Here is a 22,498-nt window from a genome sequence, read left to right on the forward strand (position 1 = left end):
TTAAAACCTATATCCTATTTCAATAGGTATCGTTTGAATTTTTTCCGCTTTTACGTACAAAACAGAATAAGAAAATGAGACAAAAAAGTTTTTAAAATAATACCTTACTCCTGCTAAAACCACATATCCAAGTGAATCAAGGGAAAAACCAAGTATCGCTCCACCTTTTCCGTATATAGCAAATTCTCCAAAGGAAGTTTTTCTAATGTATTTTCCATAATTTTCAAATGAAAAACTATTCATCAGACATTGCATAGAAAAACCAAATTCCGTATTGTTGTTCATAGAAATAGGAAAACCAATACCTATTGAATAAAAGCTATTATCAGTTCCATCGAATGTAAAATTCCAACTTCCATAAAACTCAATTGCAAACAAAGATATAGAAACTATCATTAATAAAATAACTGTTTTTTTCATAATTTATCCCCCTATTTCGTTTTTCAACTGATTTAATTTTTCTAAATCAATGTACAACCTTTCCAATGTCTTATCCCCAACCTTTATCTTTATTGATGACTTCGTAATAGTTGGAAGTTCCCTTATTCTCACACTAAATTTACCCAAAGCATCAAATAACTTAGCCAAAGCAGGCTTCGTCAAAGTTGTTTCAGGTCTAAATATTTTCACCACATTATCTAATGTAAAATAATCAAACAATTTCAAACCTCTAGAAGTCATTCTTTGCAAAAACTCTCCAAAATTTGTAGAATTAAATCCATATTTCTTAGAAAGTTCCAATACTCTCCCTGATTCCAATATTGCATAATAACTATACACTGCATTTGTATTAAACATATCTTTCAAGATTTCCAAGGATAACACTGGACTTGAAAAATTTATCTCTTTGCTAAATTCAGGGTGATACATGTGATTTTTTACCTTAATTATATTCACCATCCTCATGGTTTTATCCACCACTATATAATAACCTTCACTATTTTCTTTATCAATAAACAAATATTGAGTTTTTGTTTCACCATTAAACTCTGGACTATTTTTCACGGTAAATACTTTCCAAAAGAAAAATCCAAAAATAACCAACAATACAAAGACTATCAAAAGCGTAATCCAAATTCCCACTGAATTTCTCCTTCTCCTTCTCATTTTAATCCTCCTTTTCTTTTACTTATCAAATAATTCCAACATTCAACACTCTCCTTTAAAATGAACAAATTTCTAGAAAGTGCATACATTATCTTATTTTTCATAACTTCAAAAAAAGCCATATTCAAATCTTTATAGGCAACTTCTCTTAAATAAGAAACCTTTGGATAATTTCTTGTCTCTTCCAATGAATCTGCAAGAAAAAGCAGTTTCCCATACACTCCAAAACTTTTAAATCCGGAAGTATGATATCTAACGGCGTTTAAAATATCTTCATCAACAATTCTAAATCTAAATTTAATGTATTCTGCGGCAATCTTCCCGTGTAACAAAATAGGATGCATCCTGTCTTCTAAAGTTATATCTATTCCATACGCCTTTGACATTTTTAACAATTTTTCCTCTGGTAAATCTCTGAACACATCGTGAATATAACCCAAGAATTCTGCAATCCTTGTATCTAATCCATGTATTTTCGCAAGGGTAGAGGCAAATTTTGCCGTTCCTAATACATGCGGTAACCTTTCTTTATTTACCAAAATTTGCACTATTTTATTTACCTCATCCAAATCGTAATTCGTTATCAATCATACACCTCCTTGTAAACATTTTCAACCGTGTATTTTCTCTCCAAATATTCTATCAGAGACTCTTGAGTTCTAAAGGTAGACGACTTATCTAAACTAACAAATGCTATTCCTAAGGTTAAAATTTCTTTTGAATTTTGATTAGCCAATTCAATTGCAGAAATATTATACTTTGACCTTATTTCACTAAGAAGTCTTTTAACAATAGAGCGCTTTTCCTTTAGAGAATTTATGCCAAAAAGTTTTATATCAATTTCCAAAAAACTTACCGGCATTTTACAACTCCTCGACTGTAAAATTATTATTTGTATAGATACAAATTTCACTCGCAATTTTTATAGACTCAAGCGCAATTTCCTTAGCTGACAAATCCGTATGTCTTAAAAGAGCCCTTCCCGCAGCCATGGCATAAGGTGAACCAGAACCTATAGAAGCAATATCATCTTCTGGTTGAATTACCTCCCCTGTACCAGAAATTATAAAGGTATATTTTTTATCAGCAACTAAAAGTAGAGCTTCTAATCTTCGTAGCACCCTATCAGTTCTCCAGTCCTTCGCAAGTTCCACTGCTGCTTTTAATAAATTTCCTCCCCATTCTCTATACTTTGTCTCAAATCTATCAAAAAGTGCCATTGCATCCGCCACTGATCCTGCAAATCCCGCTAAAACATTTCCATCACCCATTTTCCTCACTTTCTTTGCATTTCCCTTCATTATAGTACTTCCATACGTAACCTGTCCATCTGATACCATCACTACAGAATCACCTTTTCTTACACATACCACCGTTGTAGATCTCCACCTCATAACTGCACCTCCATACCGGCTTTCTTTAATCTATTCATCACCGAAAATAATATTCCTTTTTCTTCAAGTTTTTCAACATATGCAACATTAAATTTAGTTTTATCAAATTCCCTCAAAATCCTAAACAAATTTTGAGCTATCGTGTATGGATTTTCAAGGGTTCCCAATACAATTACCCTATCACGTGGATAAAAATCTTTATGATCCACTGGACATAAAATAACACCATTTTCTTTCTCCACAAACTTTTTTATCTTTTCTCTAATACTCAAACCAAAAATATAAACGGGCTTTTCAGGAGCATAATGTCTATACTTCATACCAGGAGCCTTCGGGTTTGTAACAGCCCTTGCATCTCTAACAAAATCAGGTACAACAATTTCTCCAAAAATCTCTTCTAACTTTTCGATTGTAACAGGCCCAGGTCTCAAAATCACAGGTCTATCCCCAGTAAGATCTATTATCGTTGATTCAATTCCAAATGGTGTTTCTCCTGCATCAATTATACATTCTACTCTCCCGTATAAATCCTCAATAACGGCATTCGCATCGGTAGGGCTGGGTTTTCCCGAAAGGTTTGCACTAGGTGCGGCAATTGGCCCAGCACATAAACAAAGTTTCTCAGCAACAGGATGTGCGGGAATTCTAATTCCCACTGTTTCAAGTCCAGCAGTTACATTATCTGGAAGCTGCATCCTTTTTTTTACAACAAAAGTAATAGGTCCAGGAGTTATATCCTCAATTATAGTCCTATATTTTTCGTCTACTTTTCCTATTTTATACAACATATCAACAGAATTAACATGAACTATTAAAGGATTATCTTTTGCACGTCCCTTAACTTCAAAAATTCTATCAACTGCCTTTTCATTAAAAACACTTGCTCCCAAACCATAGACTGTCTCAGTTGGAAAGGCAACTAACCCTCCTGTTCTAATCACCTTACAAGGATATGAAATGTTTATTTCAACCGATGATTCTATCTTTAAGACTTTAGTTTCCACTTTTTCTCCTCCACAAAAAGTTAAAAACTTCTAAATACTTCTTAGTTAAAGTTTTTGAAATATAACATATTTCGTAGTTTCTATTTAAACCATTTCTAGTAAAATTTGCAGAACCCAAAAAAACGTAATTATCCACTATCACAAACTTATGATGCAACATTCTATCTTTAATAATCTTTATAAACCTGTACGGATAATCAAAAAGTGCATACCTTTCAAACCAACTATCTGTAATTATTTTCACATCCACACCTTTTGATTCTTTATACTTCAACATTGCCAAAACATTTGGATTAGTAAACGCATACACACACAAATATATCCTTTTTCTTGCACCTTGCATTAATTTTAACAAAATTCTTTCCACATCATCGTATCCTACCACCAAAAAATCATCTAAACTAATTATAACCCCTTCATTCCAAAGTTTCAAAAATAATTTTTTAAACTCAATAACATAATTATCAAAAAACAACATATCGTTAAATCCTTCAACCAAGCCACTTTCGGTAAAATTTGCAGAACCAAACAAAACTCCATTTTCATTTACCATAAACTTTGCATGGTGCAAGGAACTTTCATAATCTTTCAACACTGGACTCTCTAACTTTGCATTCGGTACTTCCAAAATCACCCTTACATCTACACCTTTTTTATACAATTTGTTTATTGCATCTATCACTTCATTTTTATCTATACTAAACGATGAAATGTACAAAAATTGCCTTGAATTGTTTACAAAATTAACCACTACATCTGTTAAATCACAAAATTCCGTAAAATACACTTCTACTGACAAGACAACAATGGTGAAAAGTAAAAACACCAAACTACTTAGTTTCATCTTTCCCAACCTTCAAAAGTGCAAGGAACGCCTCTTGCGGAATAGAAACATTACCAATCTCTCTTAATCTCTTCTTTCCTTCCTTTTGTTTCTGCAAAAGTTTCATTTTTCTTGTTACATCTCCACCATAACACTTGGCAAGCACATCTTTTCTCAAAGCCTTTATAGTTGATCTAGCAATTATCCTTCCTCCCGCTTTAGCTTGTATTGGAATCTCAAATTGATGTTGAGGAATAAGCTCTGCAAGTTTATCCACTAATTTTCTTGCAGTGGCATATGCTTTATCTTTATGAGCAATTATCGATAAAGCATCAACAGGTTCTTTATTCACCAAAACAGTAACCTTTACAAGTTCACTCTTTCTATACCCAATAAGTTCATAATCCATTGATGCATAACCTCTACTTAAAGCCTTCATTTTATCAAAAAAGTCGAAAATAATCTCCGATAGCGGTACCTCAAAATTTAAAACCACCCTCTCAAACCCCGCATTCTCCGTACTTATCATAGTACCTCTTTTTTCATTTTGGACTAGATTCATTAATTTCCCCAAATATTCAGGAGGCGTAATTATAGAAAGTTTTACGTATGGTTCATAAACCTCTTGAATTTCCGATTCATTTGGGAACTTTGCAGGATCGTTAATTATCAATTCTTCACCGTTTTTCAAAATTACTTTATACTCAACATTTGGAGCAGTCAAAATCACCGTCATTTCAAATTCTCTTTCCAACCTTTCCTTTACCACATCCATATGTAAAAGTCCCAAAAAACCACACCTAAACCCAAATCCCAACGCCGGAGAATGATCTGGGAAAAAAGTTAAGGCTGAATCGTTTAATTTTAACTTTTCGAGGGCTTTCCTCAGTTCTTCATAGTACTCTGGAACACCTGGATACATTCCGGCAAAAACCATGGGTTTTACCTCTTTATATCCAGAAAGAGGTGTATTTACAGGATCATTTGCATTTGTAATAGTGTCTCCTATCTTTGCAAGTGAGACCTCTTTTATACCAGCAATAACATATCCAACATCTCCTGCTTCTAACTTATCTATTGGAGTCATTTCCGGGGTAAAAACTCCAACTTCCACAACTTCGTATACTTGCTTGTTTGAATAAGTCATTATCTTATCACCCTTTTTTACTTCACCATCAAAGACTCTAATATACGTAATTACCCCTCTGTATTTATCATACTTTGCATCAAATATAAGTGCAGAAAGTTTTCCATTATGATTTCCAGAAGGTGCAGGTACTTTCTCTATTATTGCTTCTAAAACCTCTTCAACACCTATCCCTTCTTTTGCACTTATCTTTAATATCTCATCACTTGGAATACCTATTAAATCTTCTATCTCTTGCTCTGTTTCGGGAATATTCGCATTTGGCAGATCAATTTTGTTAATAACAGGGATTATTTCCAAATCGTGCTCTACCGCCTTGTAAGCGTTTGCCACAGTTTGGGCCTGCACGCCTTGAGATGCATCAACAAGCAAAATAGCTCCTTCAACCGCTGCAAGGCTTCTATCCACCTCATATGTAAAATCCACATGTCCTGGAGTATCCACTATATTTATTTCGTAAACTTCTCCATCTTTCTTTGATTTGTAGAAAACCCTTAAAGGATGCGATTTTATTGTTATCCCACGTTCCCTTTCTATATCCATACTATCCAAAAATTGATCCCTCATCTTTCTCTCATCAACAGCACCGGTGAGCTCTAAAATCCTATCACTTAATGTAGTTTTTCCATGATCTATATGTGCTATTATACTTATGTTTCTAACGTTTTTCACTCTTTCCCTCCTTTAGCTGCATTACAAGTTGCTTAAAATATTCCCCTCGCTCCTCAAAATTTTTAAATGCATCAAAACTTGCACCGCCAGGACTTAACATAACTACTTCACCTGGTTGGGCAATTTCAACCAATTTATTTAACGCTTCACTAATCGTGTTTACCCTAAAATAGTTTATTCCATTAAAATATGGTATCAGATCATCGGCAATGGGGCCCACAAGCGCAACAGTCTTCACCTTTTCTTTTATTATTTTAGAAAGAAAAGTGTAATCTTCATTTTTGCCTATACCTGCCATAATTAGGTGCAAGTTGTTATCAAAATTCTCAATAGCCCTAATAACGGCAATTGCATTGGTTGCTTTAGAATCATTAAAAAACTTCACACCATCTATTTCCGTAATATATTCCATTCTATGCGGTAATTTTTCAAAATCTTCCAAAAATTCAAACTGAAATTTAAATCCCATAGTTTCAACTATAGCTTTTGCAGCAGCTACATTTTCAACTGTCTGCTTATATCTAAGGTGTACCGGCAAATCTTCCATTTTGAAACTAAACTCAAATGGAATTTTTTGCGCATTAACCCTATACAAATTATCTAAAATGTACTTATCATTTGGGTTGTACACAAAATAATCCCTTTCACTTTGAAACTTTGCAATCTTAAATTTTGAAGAAATGTAATGCTCCATATTTGGATGCCAATTCAAATGATTTGGGTATATATTCAATATAGAAGCAACGTCTGGCTTAAAGTACTTTGCCCAGAATAATTGAAAACTACTTACTTCTAAAACCAAATAATCTGCCATTAAATTATCATTTAAAAGTTTAGCTACAGGTATACCGATATTACCAGCAAGCAGAGTCCTCTTGTATTTATTTAATACATGGTATATCATGGAAACCGTAGTACTCTTCCCAACAGATCCCGTTACCGCTATAATAAATGGATGCCATCCTATTTTTTCAAATTCCTTTTGGCAAAAGGAGATCTCCGTATCCACCTCTATTCCCAAATCCATTGCCTTTCTTATTACAACATTATCAAAGTGAACACCGGGGCTCACTATTAATTTATCGCAATTTAATATATTCTCAGTATGAGCATTTTCCTCAAAAGGCACTTTATTTTCAATTAAAAAATTTCTATCGGACTTGCTTAATTTTTTTCCTTCGCTTACAAAAACTTCCTCACCTTTTTTAAGCAAATACTTTAAAATTTCCCTGTTACTTATTCCAAATCCCATTAGCGAATATTTCAAACAGATCACCTCTACTTTATTTTAACACATTTACAAACTTCCTCATTTGTTCAAGGCAAAACTCATGTAATTTCTCCCTCTTTTCTTTTTTTCGCATCTTAACATCAACAAGTCCAAAATTTGCATACATGGGCTTTAAATTCTTTGCCGTTATTACATAATCTAAAAGGGCACCTAGCATCGTCTTTTTGGGTAACTTAACCGGCGCTTTCCCTTCCAAAAATCTTGAAATATTTATTCCCACATATATACCCGTTGCTGCAGATTCAACATATCCTTCGACCCCCACAATCTGTCCTGCAAAAAATAGATTCTCATACTTTTTATGTCTTAAATACTCATCTAAAACCTTTGGTGAATCAATATAAGTGTTTCTATGCATTACGCCATATCTCAATATTTCGGCATTTTCAAGACCTGGAATCAATCTAATTACCCTCTCTTGTTCTTTCCACTTTAGTCTAGTTTGAAATCCTACCAAATTGTACATATTACCATTTTCGTCTTCTCTTCTAAGTTGTATAACCGCATATGGCATTTTACCAGTATGCGGATCAATTAATCCCACAGGTTTTAATGGACCAAAAATCAGTGATTTTTCACCACTTTTTGCTATTTCTTCAATTGGTTGGCATCTTTCGAATAATAACTTTCTATCAAAATCCTTCATTTCAATCATTTGAGCATTAACAAGTTCTGTATAAAACCTTTCGTATTCTTCTTTTGTCATAGGACAATTAACATAATCCTTTGTACCTTGACCATATCTATCTGCAAAAAAACATTTGTCAAAGTTTATACTCTCTCCAGAGATAATAGGTGCAACTGCGTCAAAAAAATTTAGAAAACCTCCTGTTAAATTTGAAAGCCAATTTGCAAAAATTCCATCTGTAGTAGGACCTGTTGCAACTACCCATATTTCATCATTTATTTTTATTTCTTCCACTTCTTCTCTAATTATCTCTACGTTATCAAATGAAGTTATTGCATCAGTTATACATTTTGAAAATGCCTCCCTATCTACAGCCAAGGCTTTACCTGCAGGCACCCTATTTTTATACGCACATTCTAAAACCAAAGAATCCAATAACCTCATTTCTGCCTTTAATATTCCTTCGGCATTCTTCAAACTCTCTGATTTTAGGGAATTACTACACACTAACTCTGCAAAATATTCACTCCTATGAACCGGTGAAAATTTCTTCGGTTTTTGTTCAAAAATTCTAACCTTTATACCTTTTTTTAACAACTTCCACGCAACTTCAACTCCTGCAAGGCCTCCTCCTACGATATTAACCACCAAAATATTCACCTTCTTTGATTAATCCACCGTTTTTTGCATCGTAAAATGTCATCTTTTTTTTCCCTGGAAATTGTATATACTTTATCTTTACATATCCACCTTCACAAGATATCAAAGCACCTTCTTTATCTATTGCAACCACTTTACCATACTCTTTAGTATTTTCTTTTATACAATCAACAACACCAAATAACTTTACAAAATTACCGTTAAAATCCACTTTTACACCAGGTAATGGATCATACGCACGAATTTTATCTTTTACCTTACAAAAATGCCTTGAAAAATCTAACACCAAGTCCTCTTTTGATATCTTCGGTGCAAATGAAACTTCTCCTTCTTGAGGAGTAAGATTTAGTGGATAATTCTTTAAGAATTCTACAAGTAACTTCTTACCAACATTCAAAAGCTTTAAATACAATTCTCCAAAAGTTTCAAAATTACCAATATTCACTTTTCCCTTAAGGGCTATGGGCCCATCATCCATACCTTCTCCTATTTTGAAAATAGTAATACCAGTAACTTTTTCCCCGTTTTCCAAAGCCCTTTGTATAGGAGCAGCACCCCTATATTTTGGGAGCAAAGACGCATGTACATTAAAAAACTCCAATGCATCTAAAAATGGAGGTTTTAATAATTTACCATACGCAACAACTACGCCTACATCAGGTTTAAATTCCTCTATAATTTTTAATCCTTCTTTATTCAAACTCTTTGGTTGGAAAACCGGGATATTGTACTTTAATGCTATTTCTTTTACCGGTGTAAAGGAAATCTTCTTTCCCCTTCCCTTTGGTTTATCAGGTTGAGAAATTACGGCAACTATATTAAAACCATTTTCAATTAGATATTCCAAATGAGTTCTTGCAAAATCAGGTGTCCCTAAAAATAGGATTTTCATATGTTCCCTCCTTTTTAATAAAAAAGGATGCTATTTGCATCCTTTAAATCTTTCAAATAGCTCTAAAAATTCTTCGTTTTCCAATTCTTGAGGTCTTCTTTTTAAATCAAATTCTGAAAAACACCCTATATCAGTAATTTTCTTTAAATTGTTGTGCAAAGTCTTCCTCTTTGCTTCAAAACACCTTGAAACAAAATTCCAAAACTCCCCAATATCGTATTTAAAGTCTTTTTTTCTTTTTAAATCCAAAACTACACTATCAACTTTAGGTTGCGGTATAAAATTTCCTTTAGATACATTCAGTAATTTCTTTGCTACGGTAAAATTTTGTACAACAACAGACAAAAAGCTTCTATCTGATCTTGGTGGTGCAAGTAAACGTTCTCCTACCTCCTTTTGCACCATTAACACCGCCCTTGAAAAGCGAGAAAACAAAATTTTTTTTAAAATCATACCTGTTATAGAATAAGGTATATTTGCAACAACCTTAAAATCTTTCGGAAGAATTGAAAGATCAAACTTTAAAAAATCTTGAAAAACTATTTGAATATTATCAAACTTATTAAACCTTTCTAGAATTGGTATCAATCTTTTATCTACTTCAACGGCAATAATCTTTGCACCAGTCAAAACAAGATATTCTGTTAAGGTCCCAGCCCCTGGTCCAATTTCCAAAACTACATCTTTTTCATCAATTTCCGCTTTTTCAACAATCTCTTTTGCTATTTTTTGATTTGTCAAAAAATTCTGTCCCAAACTCTTTAACAGTTTAATGTTGTATTCCCTTAAATAATCTGAAACTTTCAATCTATCAGCTCCACCACTACATGCCCTGGATACTCTATCCTAGTTATATTTCCCATATGGTATGTTATCTTGATACTTTCATCTCTAAAACTCAACTCAAATATCTCACCTTTTTTCTTCAATGATACATTCTCAACAGCATATTCCGTCTTTGAAGGATTAAACAAAAGCTGTGGAATAACTACATTAAAGTAAGGGCTTGGAAAATCCAATATCCTTTTTAAATGTGACAATACAAAATTATTATCCATTATAAATAAATTTTCTTTATTTAAAGTATACGTGTATGAACTTTGCAAAGTTTCAAAAATAAATTTTGCAACTTTACCATCGTACTTACCAATTATCCTTCCCGTATAACTTCCATCAACTGTAAAAGTAACTATGTAATCTTTAAATAAATTGTCAACAAAAACAGTTGTAGAATCTATCGTGTACAACATGCCATAGTCAATAATGGTCTTAGTGGTATATACATCCCCTTTTTCGTTTAACACTGAAGTCCCAAGGAGCGTTTCACCTATTTTTATACTATACATCTCTGAAAATGAAAACAACGAAAACATTAAAAAAGCAAAAAGTAGAAACTTTCTCATTTTATCACCTCTATATTGAAATTATGTTACTAACACAAATAGCAGTTATAGCATTTAGATTTCTTTCTGGATAAACTCCATTACCCGTTTTAAACTTTAGACTTACAGGACACCTTACAAGTTTTTCCAAGTTCTTTGATATTTTATCTCTATAACTTCCTAGTTTAAAATCCGTTATAACTACACAATCGATATTTTCGGGAAAATAACCCTTTTGATTTATAGCATTTAACACCTTCTCTAGCATATACACACTACTTATCCCTTCTGGAACTGTTGTCTCAGGAAATAACACTCCTATATCCTTTTTCAACGATACTCCAAGCAAAGAATCAATTATACTATGTACAATTACATCTCCGTCTGAATGTCCATTTAAACCAAATCCCGCATCTATCTTAATACCACCTAATATTAACTGCCTTCCCTTCACTATCGGATGTGTATCCCATCCCAATCCGCTACAATGCTTCATCTTTGACTTTTTAGTCATACGAATTAACCGATTATTTATTTTCTTTTCCTCTAAAAAGTTCATTGTTTTATACTTATTCAATAAGTTCTCTGTAACATCCACCAGAATTCTTGAGTAATCATGCGAATTTATAAAATTATACAAAAGTTCATATTCAATCGAAATATCCTTTCCAGAAAGAGAAATTATATACACATCATCCACGGTAAAATTTAAAAGTATCTGTCCAATAACAGACGCAAGTTTCATGCCTGTCCCCAATACTTTAAGCCCCAGTATTTTAACCCACTTTTCATATCTATGCCTAAACGCATCTTTAGGTGCATACAACAACACACCTAATACTTCTCCATTTTCCTCACAAACTAACGAATTTTGCATTAAAAACGGAGGTATAGAAAAAAGCAATGCCTTTTTAATTATCTCAAAGGCATTCATCTTAAATAAATAATCAAAATAATCTTTCTTTTCATTGTATATGAATTTTGCACACTCCTCGTAATTTTCTTTGTTTATTTTAACAAAATTCATCCACTCACCTCTACAGTATTTTTAGAAAATACAATATAATAATCAAAAGTCCAGAAAACATCATTGTTGTTATAAATGCCCAAAATATCTCAGAACCAGAAGGCATGTTTAAATTTGCGGGCTTTACAACTTTTACCTTTGGTTTTTGCTTTGTTTTTTCTTTGTTTTTTTCTTTTTCTATAATTATTTGTTCATCAAATAAAATTTTAAAAGTTGGGCTTATTATAAACTTTCCATAAATTTCATTTCCCAAATCTATTTTACACAAATAAAGCGTTCCTTTTCTTGTGGGCACTAGCTCTTTTGAAATTATCTTGCCTTGAAAAGGTAACACCTTTCCATCATCCGAAAAATTCTTAGGAAACGCATTTTTCAATTTTTCTTCAATTTTTCCAAATGTTACAGGAACAACATAAATTGCATCTCCAATATCAAAATTTACAATAGATTCTCCGTTAATAGGATCAATTACTGGGAAAAATTCTGGCAATTCTTTTAAATCCGTACGTTCATACAACTTCCTTATTATCGTTTCCTCGTAGTCTTCTTTTAAATCCATTATATTGTACGCCGAATACTCTTCAAGCGTTAACCCTTCAGCAACAACTTCTATATCAGCCTTTGGAGACCATTCTTCTAAAACATTTGAGAGAATAACTTTTAACAACTCAATATCGTTCTCTTTTACCGATGTTGTTAACTCTATTCCAAGTGCTATTTTTCCCCTTTTGTTAAAGATTGTATTTAAAAACGAGTTAAAAGACAAAGTTAAATCTTCCACCACGGAATCTAGAAGAAGTTCATTTTTCAACTTTTCAAAATTTTCTCTAAAATCCAATATATTGGCTTTTAAATCTACATCATCAAGTCTTTCTGAAAACCTAAGCGGTACCATTAAAAAATCAAATTCAGGCACGTTATTTACTTTTCCAAACAGATATCCCAAAAAAACTTCAGCAGTAGCCTTACTTCTACCTTTTACCTTAACAAAATATAGGTCCATTTAAAAACCCTCCTATATATACTCTCCTGATGGTACATCTTTATTAACTATCTTATCATTTCCCACAACACAATTTTTTCCTATTTGTACTTTGTTTTCTATAACACTATCCATACCTACAACAGTTATTTCAGAGTTATAAATCTTTTTATTTAATTTACTTTCTGAAAAATTACCTACTCCAATCTTTACACCATCCCCAATAAAGACATTTTCCGCAACAATTGCATTCTCAATCACACAATCATCACCTATCTTTACTCTAGACATTATAACGGAATTTTTCACAACAGTTCCTTTTCCTATCTCTACACCTTGTGCAAGTACTGAATTATAAACATCTCCGTAAATTTCACAACCTTCACTGATCAACGAATTTTTTGTTTTGGAATCTTTTGAAATATAAGCCGGTGGCATTTCCTCAGAATGTGTATAAATCCTCCAATTTTCATCATGAATGTTAAACGGTGGAATAGGTCTGGTAAGTTCCAAATTAGATTCCCAATACGAATATATAGTTCCCACATCTTTCCAATATCCTTCAAAAGGAAATGCAAAAATTCTCTCTGTTTCTAAAATCTTTGGGATAATATCTTTCCCAAAATCATGAGAACTATTCTTATTCTTCGAATCTTCTATTAATATCTCTCGAATAAAGTTCCATTGAAATACGTATATACCTAAAGATGCCAATGTAGACTTTGGTACCTTTGGTTTCTCCTGAAACTCCACTATTCTATTTTCCAAATCTGTAACCATGATTCCAAATCTGCTTGCCTCAGAAAGTGGTACTTCCATACAAGCTACGGTGGCTAATGCACTTTTAGCTCGATGATAATCAACAAGCTCATTATAATCCATAGAATATACGTGATCACCAGATAATATTAACACATAATCTGGACTATAACTATCCACAAATTCTATATTACTATACACTGCATCTGCCGTTCCTTTATACCAAACACCGATTTCTTCAGTGGAATACGGTTGGAGTATGGTAACCCCTCCATCCTTCCTATCCAAATCCCATGGTTTTCCTATACCAATATGTCTATTTAACAAATGTGGTTTATATTGCGTTAGCACTCCAATCTTGTATATTCCAGAATTCACACAATTACTTAGTGTAAAATCTATTAATCTATATTTCCCACCGAATTGAACAGCGGGTTTCGCAATTTTTTCAGTTAACACACCTAACCTTGTTCCTTGCCCACCAGCTAAAATTAACGCAACAACATTTTTCACAAATTTCACCCCTAAATCGTTGTTCTCTTTTCCAAAATAACCGGTTCAAAGTCTCCTATAACCTTCTGCCCTTCTCTTATTAAACAATCTTTATCCATTATTGCGTTCTTTACAACAGCCCCTTCTTCAATTACCGTACCTTGCATAATAATGGAATTTTCAACTTTTGCACCAGCCTTAACAATAACTCCCCTAAAAATAACGGAATTTTCTACCATACCTGAAATTATACATCCATCTGCAACTATGGAGTTCTTTACACTTGAATTTGCAGTAAACTTTGCCGGTGGAAAATCTTTTATTTTAGTGTATACCTTACCATTTTCGTAAAAAAGTTCATCTCTAACATTTCTATCACAAACAATATCCATATTTATTTTAAAATACTCTCTTACTCCTTTCTTTATATTTCTCCAATATCCCTTAAAATCATATGCATAAACGTTCAATTCATTAATCCGAGGTAGTATAACATCTAACAACAAATCATTTCCACCGTTTGGAACAGTAGAATATAAAAGTTCCATTAGAAGGTGTTTATTCATAAAATAGACTCCTAAAAACGCCTTCCTACTTGGTGGATTTTCCACCTTTTCGTGAAAGTGAAGTATTCTCATATTATCATCCACAACAACACTTCCGTATTCCCTCATGTCATATGAATCATCTAAATCTTTAGTTACAAGGGTAATATCTGCTCCCTTTGAAAAGTGATAAAGGTATAAATCATTATAATTCATCTTATAAATATGATCACCAGAACCTATAAGCACATAGTCTTCCTCACCACGTCTTAAAATAGTCATATTTTGAAATATTGCATCAGCCGTCCCTTTATACCAATATTCTCCCGAAAAACCTATATACGGTTGTAAAATAAAGAGTCCACCTTTTTTTCTATCCAAATCCCATTCTTTTCCAGAACCAAGATGATCCATTAAACTTCTTGGGTTATATTGAGTCAATACTCCCACCTTTATTATCCCTGAGTTTACCATATTACTTAATGTAAAATCTATAGACCTGTATTTTCCTCCAATTGGCAACGCTGCACTTGCTCTTTTATATACCAAAGGCCCCAACTTTTCGCTTTTTCCCCCTGCAAGGATTAAGCCCAAAACCTTCAAAATTTCACCTACTTTCTAACAATTGAAACACCTGAACTCGTTCCAATACTATTTGCTCCCGCCTTGATCATCTTTATTGCATCTTCAAAAGTCTTTACACCGCCAGATGCCTTAACACCCAAATTACCAACTACCCATCTCATTAGATTTACATCTTCTGCCTTTGCACCAGCTGTACCAAAACCCGTAGAAGTTTTTACAAAAGATGCCCCTGCTTCTTTTGAAATAACACATGCAGCAATCTTTTCCTCATCTGTCAAATAACAAGTTTCAATAATAACTTTTACAGGCTTTTTTGAAGCCTCAACAACAGCTTTTATATCTTGGTATACATATTCGTAGTTTCTACTCTTTAAATAACCAATGTGTAAAACCATATCTATCTCGTCAGCACCTTCTTCCGCAGCAATTTTTGCTTCATATGCTTTTGATTTAATAGAAGTTGCACCTAAAGGAAAACCAACTACCGTTACAACTTTAACATCCGTCCCTTTTAATTGAGCACTTACGAGCGGAACAAAGGAAGGATTCACACATACCCCTCTAAAATTATACTCTTTTGCTTCATCACACAATTTTTTTATTTCTTCTTCTGTAGTAGTGGCCTTCAAATTTGTATGTTCAATATATTTATTAACTTCTTCTACCTTTATATCTTTCAATTCAAACTTATAACTTTCGTGAAACTCCTTAATCTTATCCTCTATTAATTTCTCCAAATTCATCTTTTCACCCCTTATCTATTTCTTTTTAAATATTCTTGAATTTTCCTATTAATTTCTTTTTTCTTTATATCTTCCCTTTTATCATATTTTCTCTTACCTTTTGCAACGGCTATCTCCACTTTTACCAAACCCCTATTGTTAAAATATATCTTTGTTGGAATAATTGTTAAACCTTGTTCTTTTACTTTTCCAATTAATCTATGAATCTCCTTTTTATGTAGAAGTAACCTTCTTGGTCTTTCCGGATCGTGATTGTTTAAGTTACCATTTCTATATTGAGGAATATTCAAATTTAGTAAAAAAACTTCTCCTTTTTTAATTCTACAAAAACTATCTTTAAAATTTGCCCCCGATTCACGTAAAGATTTTACTTCCGTCCCTCTTAATTCTATACCAGCTTCATATGTTTCCAAAATATTGTAGTCCGAATATGCCTTTTTGTTAGTTGCAATTACTTTCATCTAAACCCTCCTATTTGTGAATACCAGGTACCTTTAAATAATTGTTTTCCCTTTTTGGGAAATTATTTCTTATTAATTCCGCATCTTCAAAGTCTTTCCTATTTCTCTCAGAAAGTTTGTATCTTTCTTCAATTGGTGTATACATGGGTTCTACTCCTTCTGTATCTACTTCATTTAACAATTCAAAATAATCCACAATTTTTTGCATTTCCTCAATAAATTCTTCTTCGTTGGAAATCTCAAGACGTGCAAGAAATGCAATATCTTTAACTAATTTTTTATCTATCGTCAAATCTCTTCACCTCCGATATATCTTTTAAATTAAAATCTATTGCCTTTTTATTTTCCATCCTTATCTCATCATACAGTTCTCGTCTCAATACTCTAACAGACTTTGGCGCAGTTATACCTATTTTTACTTCCCCACCATCTACCTTCAAAACCTTAACTTCAATATTATTACCAATCATTATACTTTCACCTATTTTTCTAGTCAAAACAAGCACAAAATCACCTCATTTTTCCAAAGAAGCTAATTTATGTTTAGTACTGTACTTATCCACATCTAAAATTATTTGTTTTCCCTTCCCATTTTCAAGATTTATAACAACGGGCGCCAGTAAATTCACCGTCGTTTCTTTTGGGTTTCCATGCGGTATTGTCAAAATAACCCAAACTGCAACCCTTTCTCTATCTTTTATTTCAAGTTCTTTTACATCTTCAGAAGAAATTTCAAATTCATAATCTTTATACACTAACCAAGGATCCATAATGGGGAAAGCCACATTTTCATCTTCAAGGGATACAAGCCACATTATTGGAAGCGTATCTTTAAGGGAAATCACTGAAAATTTTCTTAAATGCTCAAAACCAGGTAACCCATTTTCAAATAGAATAACTTCTTTTTCCTCTATATCAAGTTCTCCCAACTTGGTTTTATACTTCAAATTATTCACCTCTTTTCATACCATTCAAAGATCCTATTGTAAAACTCTTCACTCCACTCCTCATCTTCAAATATTTCATGATAGGCTCCCTCAAACCTAATTAATTTCTTATTTTCCTTCATAATCTGAAGATTGTTAAAGAATAAATAACTACCTTGTGGTGGCGTAACTCTATCATTTGTACCAACTAACATTAATGTGGGAGTGTAAATTATTCCAACTTTTTCATGTGCAAGCGCTACATTTTTCAATATACTCCTTGCAAGCTTAACACTAATTTTATCGTGAATCAATTCATCCTCCACGTATTTCTTCACCGCTTCTTCATTTCTAGATAAATTTTCAGGAGAAATTCCATTTGAAAGCGTAAAAGAAGGGTAAAAAAGTCCAAAAACAGAAAGTAATAACTTCTGTGAAAAAGAAGTCTTTACATACAACGCAGGTGATGAAACAACTAAAGATTTTATTCTATTCAAATTCTCTTGAGCATATCGTATAGAGATAAGCCCACCAAGACTATGTCCGAAAATATGAAATTTATTGAGATTTACAGTAAGTTCATTTATCACCATCATTACTTCCTCAATGGAAGTATGTCCTCTTTTTCCTGAACTTTTTCCATGTCCTGGTAAATCAAAACCGATTACACCATACCCTTTATTTACCAATCCATCTATTAATTTTTCATATCTTCCAATATGTTCTCCTAAACCATGAACAACGACAACCCATCCCTTTTCTGGAGTACCCCTAGTAAATGAATATATCACATTATCCCCCCTTGATGTGCCGCACATCTAAAATAACAGGTTTAAACCTTTTATCCAAAATTTTGTTAATTAAAAACGCAATGCCCATAAATCCAATGCCAATAAAAAAACTAAACAAGTCTGAAAGCTTTAAAAAAGCACCTAACCCCACTCCTAAAATTAATAAAATCACGGGAAGTCCATACAACATAAACGCCAGAAACGTAGGCTTATACTTCAAATCAAGTATTACAAAATCACCTGGAAAATAGTCAAATTTTTCGTCTTTCTCAACTTTCAAAGTAGAAACACTTTTTACATTACAACTTCCAGATAAAGCACACGCCCCACAAGCACTCACATCTCTATCAAGATATATATATTTTCCCTCAATTTTTGAAATTCTAAACAATTCCTTCATTTTACCTCACCTACTCAACTAAAATTAAAAATGGATAATGCACTTGTCCTCCCTCATATGTCTCAATTTCCAAAAATGAATACTTTTCCTCAATAAACTTTTTAAAAATATCCAATTCAACTGGTGTTGCCTCTTTCCCAACGATTAAAGTAACTATTTCCTTTTCATCTATGTCCTCTATTTTCTCAAATGTTTTTTTCAAAGCAATTTGAAAGTCAAAATCATGCACAACAAATTTATTATTCAAAAAAACTAAGTATTCATCCTTTTTTATTTTTTCTCCTTGCAATTTCGCATTTCTAACCGCCCTAGTTATAGATATAGTTGAAATTTCCTTTATTGTCTCTTTAAATATTTCAAATAACCTCTCAGGAGATTCATCTGGTACATTTCTTATCATCGCCGCTATACATTCTTGTACATTCTTAGTTTCAACAACATAAACGTTTTTATCTTTTGTCGTTTCCGCAACTTGCTTTGCCGCCAGTATTATATTTGAATTATTTGGAAAAATAAAAACATTTTCAGCATTTACACTTTCCACTGCAACTTTTAAATCCGCAGTACTGGGGTTCATGGTTTGCCCACCTAAAACTATCTCATCAACTGCTAAATCCTTTAATATTCTTGAAATGCCATCACTGGGCGAAACTGCAACTATTCCGTTCTTTTTTGGTTCCCCTTGTTCTTTTGATATAAAATGTTCGTGTTGTTCTTTCATGTTATCTATCTTAACCTTTAACAATTCACCTTTAGTTAAAAATTTTTCAATAACAACTCCTGGATTATTTGTATGCACATGTAATTTGATTATATTATCTTGCAAGAAAAAGACCACAGAATCTCCCATTTCATGCAAAAAGTCTCTTAACTCTTTTTCTTCTTCATAAGAGATATCATCATATGAACGAACAATAAGTTCTGTACAATATTGGTACTTTAAATCCTCTGGAATCATATTAATCTCATCTACGGGCATCGCCGTAGTTTTTATATCTAAATTAATATCTGTTTCACCATTAATGTATTTTGAAAAACCTTCTGCTATATAGTATAATCCTTTGGCACCAGCATCAACCACTCCTGCATCTTTTAATTTTTTCAACATATTAGGCGTATCTTTTACCGCAGAATCCAATATTTCCAAAACCTTCTCAAAGAATGTTTTAAAATCCTTTTGTTCTGAAAGTACCTCAAAATTTTCCGCCAAATACCTTATGGCAGTTAATATTGTACCTTCAACAGGCTTCATAACAGCTCCATACGCCACATCTTTTGCAGAGCTAAATGCCTGTGCAAAATCAACAATATCAACCTCACTCTTATCCTTTAGTGCATCGGTAAAGCCCCTAAATATTTGTGATAATATAACACCAGAATTACCACGTGCTCCCATCAATGTCCCATTTCGAATGGCATTTATAACATTATCTAATGTTTCATTATCTACATTTTCCAAATACTTACAACCTTCTAGCATTGTTGCTGACATATTAGATCCTGTATCTCCATCTGGTACAGGAAAAACATTTAAAGCATTTATTTCATCCTTGTGCTTCAACAAATTTTCTGTTCCTTTCATAAACAGAAGTTTTAACTCTTTCCCATTTAATTTATTCAAGGCACAAACCTCCTTATTTTACATCTATTACATGAACATTTACCTCAACACTTTCACAACCAGCCAAATTTTGCAACTTGTGTTTTACATTTTCGATAATATTTCTCCCAACCTCAGAAATTTTCGTACCGTACTCTAATTCAACATACGCATCTACTTTAACATGACCAAATTCATCTTCTTGAATTTTCACACGACTTTCTTCACTACTTAATATCTTTGAAAACCAACTATCTGACGAAATACTAACAGGTCCATAAGTCTCAAGTATCGCAAAATAAACAAGTTTTCTAATAGCATTCAACGTAATATCAAGTTCTCCAAATTCGGTTTGCATCTTCATATATACTCCTCCTCTCAAAAACCTCTTTTATCCTTTCTTCAATGCCGTTTTCATCTAACTTTAACAATTTCAACAATTGCTTCCTAGTACCATGCGTTACAAATTCATCCTCAATGGCTAAAATTTCCACTTTTCCAAAGTTTAACAATTCTTCTCCAAAACCTCCGGCTTTCACACCTTCCTCAACTGAAAAAACCACTCGATGATTTTCAAACACCCACTCTATTACTTCTTCATCAACTGGTTTAATACTTCTTGCAAAAACGAGTGTCCAATTATTTTTCTTTGCAACATTTAACGCACCCATTGTTGGATAACCTGTTGCAACAATTGCAACTTCCTTCCCAAAATTAAGAATTTCCCATTTATCTAAATCTATCATTTTTATTTTATCATATAACTCTTCAAATTTTCCAAATTCATAATCACGGGGATATCTAATTGCAACAGGTCCCGATAATTCTTTATTTAAAAGTGTATATAAAGTGCCCATCAAATCCTGTATATTCTTTGGAGCATATATTTTCACATTTGGAATCATTCTCATGTAAGCTATATCAAAAACCCCATGATGGGTAGGACCATCTTCACCTACCACGCCTGCCCTATCAATTGCAAAAATTACTGGAAGTTTTTGAAGTGCAATATCATGTATTATTTGATCAAATCCCCTTTGTAAAAAGGTCGAATACACGGCAAAAATTGGCTTTAATCCAAGTGTAGCTAGTCCACCAGCAAAAGTAACACACATTTGTTCTGTAATACCAAGATCAAAAAATCTTTCTGGAAATTTCTTTGCAAATTCAAAAAGTCCTGTACCCTTTTTCATCGCCGCAGTAATCGCTACTATCTTTTCATCTTTTTCGGCAACCTTTGCAAGTGTTTTTCCAAAAGCTTCACTATATGAAATTATCCCACTTTCTTTTACAAAGGTCCCAGATGAAATATCAAATTTGGCGGCACTGTGATACATCTCTGGATCTAATTCGGAAATTTCAAATCCTTTTCCCTTAACCGTATTTACAGTTATAACAGAAGGATATTCATAATCTTTGATCCTTTTAAATTCATCTTCCAATTCCTTTAAATTATGTCCATTAAGTGGTCCAAAGTGCTTTAATCCTAAACTTTCAAAGAAGTCCTCACCAGTCAATGAAACCTTTAATGCATCCCTTAATTTTTTTAATTCTTTTTCAACACCCTTTGAAAGTCTACTTTTCATCGTCTTTTTTGCATCTAAATAAATTTTACTAGTTCTCATTTTTTCAAGAAAGTGCGACAATGCACCTACATTTTTGGATATAGACATGGAATTGTTATTAATAATTATCTTTATCTTTGAATTTAACGTCTTTATTTGATTTAGCGCCTCAAGTGATTCACCTGAGGTAAGCGCTCCATCTCCAATTACAACAAGCACATTTGAATTTTCTCCATTTAATTTCAGAGCCTTCTCAATTCCAAGAGCTGCAGCAATAGCAGTTCCAACATGTCCTGCACCAAATCTATCGTACTTTGTTTCAAATATATTAGTATATCCACTCAACCCTCCAAACTTTCTAATAGTGGGGAAAAGCTCCCACCTTCCCGTTAAAAGTTTGTGAGTATATGTTTGATGACTTGTATCCCAAATTATATAATCTCTGTAAGGATCAAAAACTCTGTACAATGCCAAAGTCAATTCTACAACTCCTAAATTTGAAGCAAGATGTCCACCATTTTTCGAAACAACTTCAATTATGTAATTTCTTATCTTTCCTGCAAACTTTTCTAAATCCTCATAATCTAATGATCTAATATACTCTATATAATTCAAACTATCA

General features: G+C 32.9%; 27 protein-coding genes. All 27 read right to left on the reverse strand.

The features are described 5' to 3' along the window. The 27 genes from Y592_RS02245 to dxs are packed head-to-tail and all read right to left on the reverse strand — an operon-like array spanning nucleotide 1 to nucleotide 22,491. Nucleotides 1-420, reverse strand: a complete 420-nt coding sequence (locus tag Y592_RS02245) for a hypothetical protein (RefSeq protein ID WP_075665438.1) — start codon at nucleotides 418-420, stop codon at nucleotides 1-3. Between the two features lie 3 nt (nucleotides 421-423). Further along, nucleotides 424-1,107, reverse strand: coding sequence for a hypothetical protein (locus Y592_RS02250; RefSeq protein ID WP_075665439.1), 684 nt, complete (start codon nucleotides 1,105-1,107; stop codon nucleotides 424-426). After that, nucleotides 1,104-1,694 (reverse strand): bis(5'-nucleosyl)-tetraphosphatase (symmetrical) YqeK, encoded by a 591-nt coding sequence (gene yqeK / locus Y592_RS02255; RefSeq protein ID WP_075665440.1) that lies wholly within the window; start codon nucleotides 1,692-1,694, stop codon nucleotides 1,104-1,106. The genes Y592_RS02250 and yqeK overlap by 4 nt, the downstream gene beginning before the upstream one ends. Next, nucleotides 1,691-1,969, reverse strand: coding sequence for a DUF503 domain-containing protein (locus tag Y592_RS02260; protein WP_075665441.1), 279 nt, complete (start codon nucleotides 1,967-1,969; stop codon nucleotides 1,691-1,693). The genes yqeK and Y592_RS02260 overlap by 4 nt, the downstream gene beginning before the upstream one ends. A 1-nt stretch (nucleotide 1,970) precedes the next feature. Continuing rightward, nucleotides 1,971-2,501 (reverse strand): ATP-dependent protease subunit HslV, encoded by a 531-nt coding sequence (hslV, locus tag Y592_RS02265; RefSeq protein WP_075665442.1) that lies wholly within the window; start codon nucleotides 2,499-2,501, stop codon nucleotides 1,971-1,973. Next, nucleotides 2,498-3,505, reverse strand: coding sequence for an L-threonylcarbamoyladenylate synthase (locus Y592_RS02270; RefSeq protein WP_075665443.1), 1,008 nt, complete (start codon nucleotides 3,503-3,505; stop codon nucleotides 2,498-2,500). Before Y592_RS02270 ends, hslV begins: the two co-directional genes overlap by 4 nt. Continuing rightward, nucleotides 3,495-4,349 (reverse strand): phospholipase D-like domain-containing protein, encoded by an 855-nt coding sequence (locus tag Y592_RS02275; RefSeq protein WP_075665444.1) that lies wholly within the window; start codon nucleotides 4,347-4,349, stop codon nucleotides 3,495-3,497. Before Y592_RS02275 ends, Y592_RS02270 begins: the two co-directional genes overlap by 11 nt. Continuing rightward, nucleotides 4,336-6,147: a translation elongation factor 4 gene (gene lepA / locus Y592_RS02280; RefSeq protein ID WP_075665445.1), complete on the reverse strand. Its 1,812-nt coding sequence runs from the start codon at nucleotides 6,145-6,147 to the stop codon at nucleotides 4,336-4,338. The genes Y592_RS02275 and lepA overlap by 14 nt, the downstream gene beginning before the upstream one ends. Then, on the reverse strand, nucleotides 6,134-7,414 hold the full coding sequence (gene murD / locus Y592_RS02285) for a UDP-N-acetylmuramoyl-L-alanine--D-glutamate ligase (protein WP_075665446.1): 1,281 nt from the start codon (nucleotides 7,412-7,414) through the stop codon (nucleotides 6,134-6,136). Before murD ends, lepA begins: the two co-directional genes overlap by 14 nt. Nucleotides 7,415-7,430: 16 nt before the next feature. Then, a complete protein-coding gene (gene trmFO / locus Y592_RS02290; RefSeq protein WP_075665447.1) occupies nucleotides 7,431-8,717 on the reverse strand; it encodes a methylenetetrahydrofolate--tRNA-(uracil(54)-C(5))-methyltransferase (FADH(2)-oxidizing) TrmFO in 1,287 nt (428 codons plus the stop codon). After that, on the reverse strand, nucleotides 8,707-9,618 hold the full coding sequence (gene fmt, locus Y592_RS02295; RefSeq protein ID WP_075665448.1) for a methionyl-tRNA formyltransferase: 912 nt from the start codon (nucleotides 9,616-9,618) through the stop codon (nucleotides 8,707-8,709). The genes trmFO and fmt overlap by 11 nt, the downstream gene beginning before the upstream one ends. Before the next feature lie 30 nt (nucleotides 9,619-9,648). Further along, a complete protein-coding gene (gene rsmA / locus Y592_RS02300; protein WP_075665449.1) occupies nucleotides 9,649-10,425 on the reverse strand; it encodes a 16S rRNA (adenine(1518)-N(6)/adenine(1519)-N(6))-dimethyltransferase RsmA in 777 nt (258 codons plus the stop codon). Further along, a complete protein-coding gene (locus Y592_RS02305) occupies nucleotides 10,422-11,021 on the reverse strand; it encodes a hypothetical protein (RefSeq protein ID WP_075665450.1) in 600 nt (199 codons plus the stop codon). Before Y592_RS02305 ends, rsmA begins: the two co-directional genes overlap by 4 nt. Nucleotides 11,022-11,031: 10 nt before the next feature. Then, entirely contained in the window at nucleotides 11,032-12,027 is a 996-nt protein-coding gene (locus Y592_RS02310; protein ID WP_075665451.1) for a 2-C-methyl-D-erythritol 2,4-cyclodiphosphate synthase, read from the reverse strand. A 10-nt stretch (nucleotides 12,028-12,037) separates the two neighbouring features. Then, nucleotides 12,038-13,030 (reverse strand): DUF4899 domain-containing protein, encoded by a 993-nt coding sequence (locus Y592_RS02315; protein WP_075665452.1) that lies wholly within the window; start codon nucleotides 13,028-13,030, stop codon nucleotides 12,038-12,040. Between the two features lie 12 nt (nucleotides 13,031-13,042). Beyond that, nucleotides 13,043-14,281 (reverse strand): glucose-1-phosphate adenylyltransferase, encoded by a 1,239-nt coding sequence (locus Y592_RS02320; RefSeq protein ID WP_088368843.1) that lies wholly within the window; start codon nucleotides 14,279-14,281, stop codon nucleotides 13,043-13,045. A gap of 11 nt (nucleotides 14,282-14,292) precedes the next feature. Beyond that, nucleotides 14,293-15,408 (reverse strand): glucose-1-phosphate adenylyltransferase subunit GlgD, encoded by a 1,116-nt coding sequence (glgD, locus tag Y592_RS02325; RefSeq protein ID WP_075665454.1) that lies wholly within the window; start codon nucleotides 15,406-15,408, stop codon nucleotides 14,293-14,295. Between the two features lie 8 nt (nucleotides 15,409-15,416). Continuing rightward, on the reverse strand, nucleotides 15,417-16,133 hold the full coding sequence (gene deoC / locus Y592_RS02330) for a deoxyribose-phosphate aldolase (RefSeq protein ID WP_075665455.1): 717 nt from the start codon (nucleotides 16,131-16,133) through the stop codon (nucleotides 15,417-15,419). Nucleotides 16,134-16,144: 11 nt separating this feature from the next. Further along, on the reverse strand, nucleotides 16,145-16,594 hold the full coding sequence (gene smpB / locus Y592_RS02335; RefSeq protein WP_075665456.1) for an SsrA-binding protein SmpB: 450 nt from the start codon (nucleotides 16,592-16,594) through the stop codon (nucleotides 16,145-16,147). Between the two features lie 10 nt (nucleotides 16,595-16,604). Beyond that, on the reverse strand, nucleotides 16,605-16,886 hold the full coding sequence (gene gatC / locus Y592_RS02340) for an Asp-tRNA(Asn)/Glu-tRNA(Gln) amidotransferase subunit GatC (protein ID WP_075665457.1): 282 nt from the start codon (nucleotides 16,884-16,886) through the stop codon (nucleotides 16,605-16,607). Further along, nucleotides 16,873-17,100, reverse strand: coding sequence for a carbon storage regulator CsrA (gene csrA, locus Y592_RS02345; RefSeq protein WP_075665458.1), 228 nt, complete (start codon nucleotides 17,098-17,100; stop codon nucleotides 16,873-16,875). The genes gatC and csrA overlap by 14 nt, the downstream gene beginning before the upstream one ends. Nucleotides 17,101-17,109: 9 nt before the next feature. Continuing rightward, nucleotides 17,110-17,541, reverse strand: a complete 432-nt coding sequence (gene fliW / locus Y592_RS02350) for a flagellar assembly protein FliW (RefSeq protein ID WP_075665459.1) — start codon at nucleotides 17,539-17,541, stop codon at nucleotides 17,110-17,112. Between the two features lie 5 nt (nucleotides 17,542-17,546). Then, nucleotides 17,547-18,311, reverse strand: a complete 765-nt coding sequence (locus Y592_RS02355) for an alpha/beta hydrolase (RefSeq protein ID WP_075665460.1) — start codon at nucleotides 18,309-18,311, stop codon at nucleotides 17,547-17,549. A gap of 1 nt (nucleotide 18,312) precedes the next feature. Next, nucleotides 18,313-18,711: a SoxR reducing system RseC family protein gene (locus Y592_RS02360; RefSeq protein ID WP_075665461.1), complete on the reverse strand. Its 399-nt coding sequence runs from the start codon at nucleotides 18,709-18,711 to the stop codon at nucleotides 18,313-18,315. Between the two features lie 10 nt (nucleotides 18,712-18,721). Next, nucleotides 18,722-20,332 carry a DAK2 domain-containing protein gene (locus Y592_RS02365; RefSeq protein WP_077197933.1) on the reverse strand — a complete coding sequence of 537 codons (1,611 nt, stop codon included), beginning with the start codon at nucleotides 20,330-20,332 and terminating at the stop codon, nucleotides 18,722-18,724. 13 nt (nucleotides 20,333-20,345) lie between these two features. Next, the gene (locus tag Y592_RS02370; RefSeq protein WP_075665463.1) at nucleotides 20,346-20,675 is read right to left on the reverse strand and encodes an Asp23/Gls24 family envelope stress response protein; all 330 of its coding nucleotides are present in this window, start codon (nucleotides 20,673-20,675) and stop codon (nucleotides 20,346-20,348) included. Further along, on the reverse strand, nucleotides 20,644-22,491 hold the full coding sequence (gene dxs, locus Y592_RS02375; RefSeq protein WP_075665464.1) for a 1-deoxy-D-xylulose-5-phosphate synthase: 1,848 nt from the start codon (nucleotides 22,489-22,491) through the stop codon (nucleotides 20,644-20,646). Before dxs ends, Y592_RS02370 begins: the two co-directional genes overlap by 32 nt. Nucleotides 22,492-22,498: the final 7 nt, after the last annotated feature.

The sequence above is a fragment of the Thermosipho sp. 1070 genome (assembly GCF_001682135.1).
Lineage (GTDB): Bacteria > Thermotogota > Thermotogae > Thermotogales > Fervidobacteriaceae > Thermosipho > Thermosipho affectus.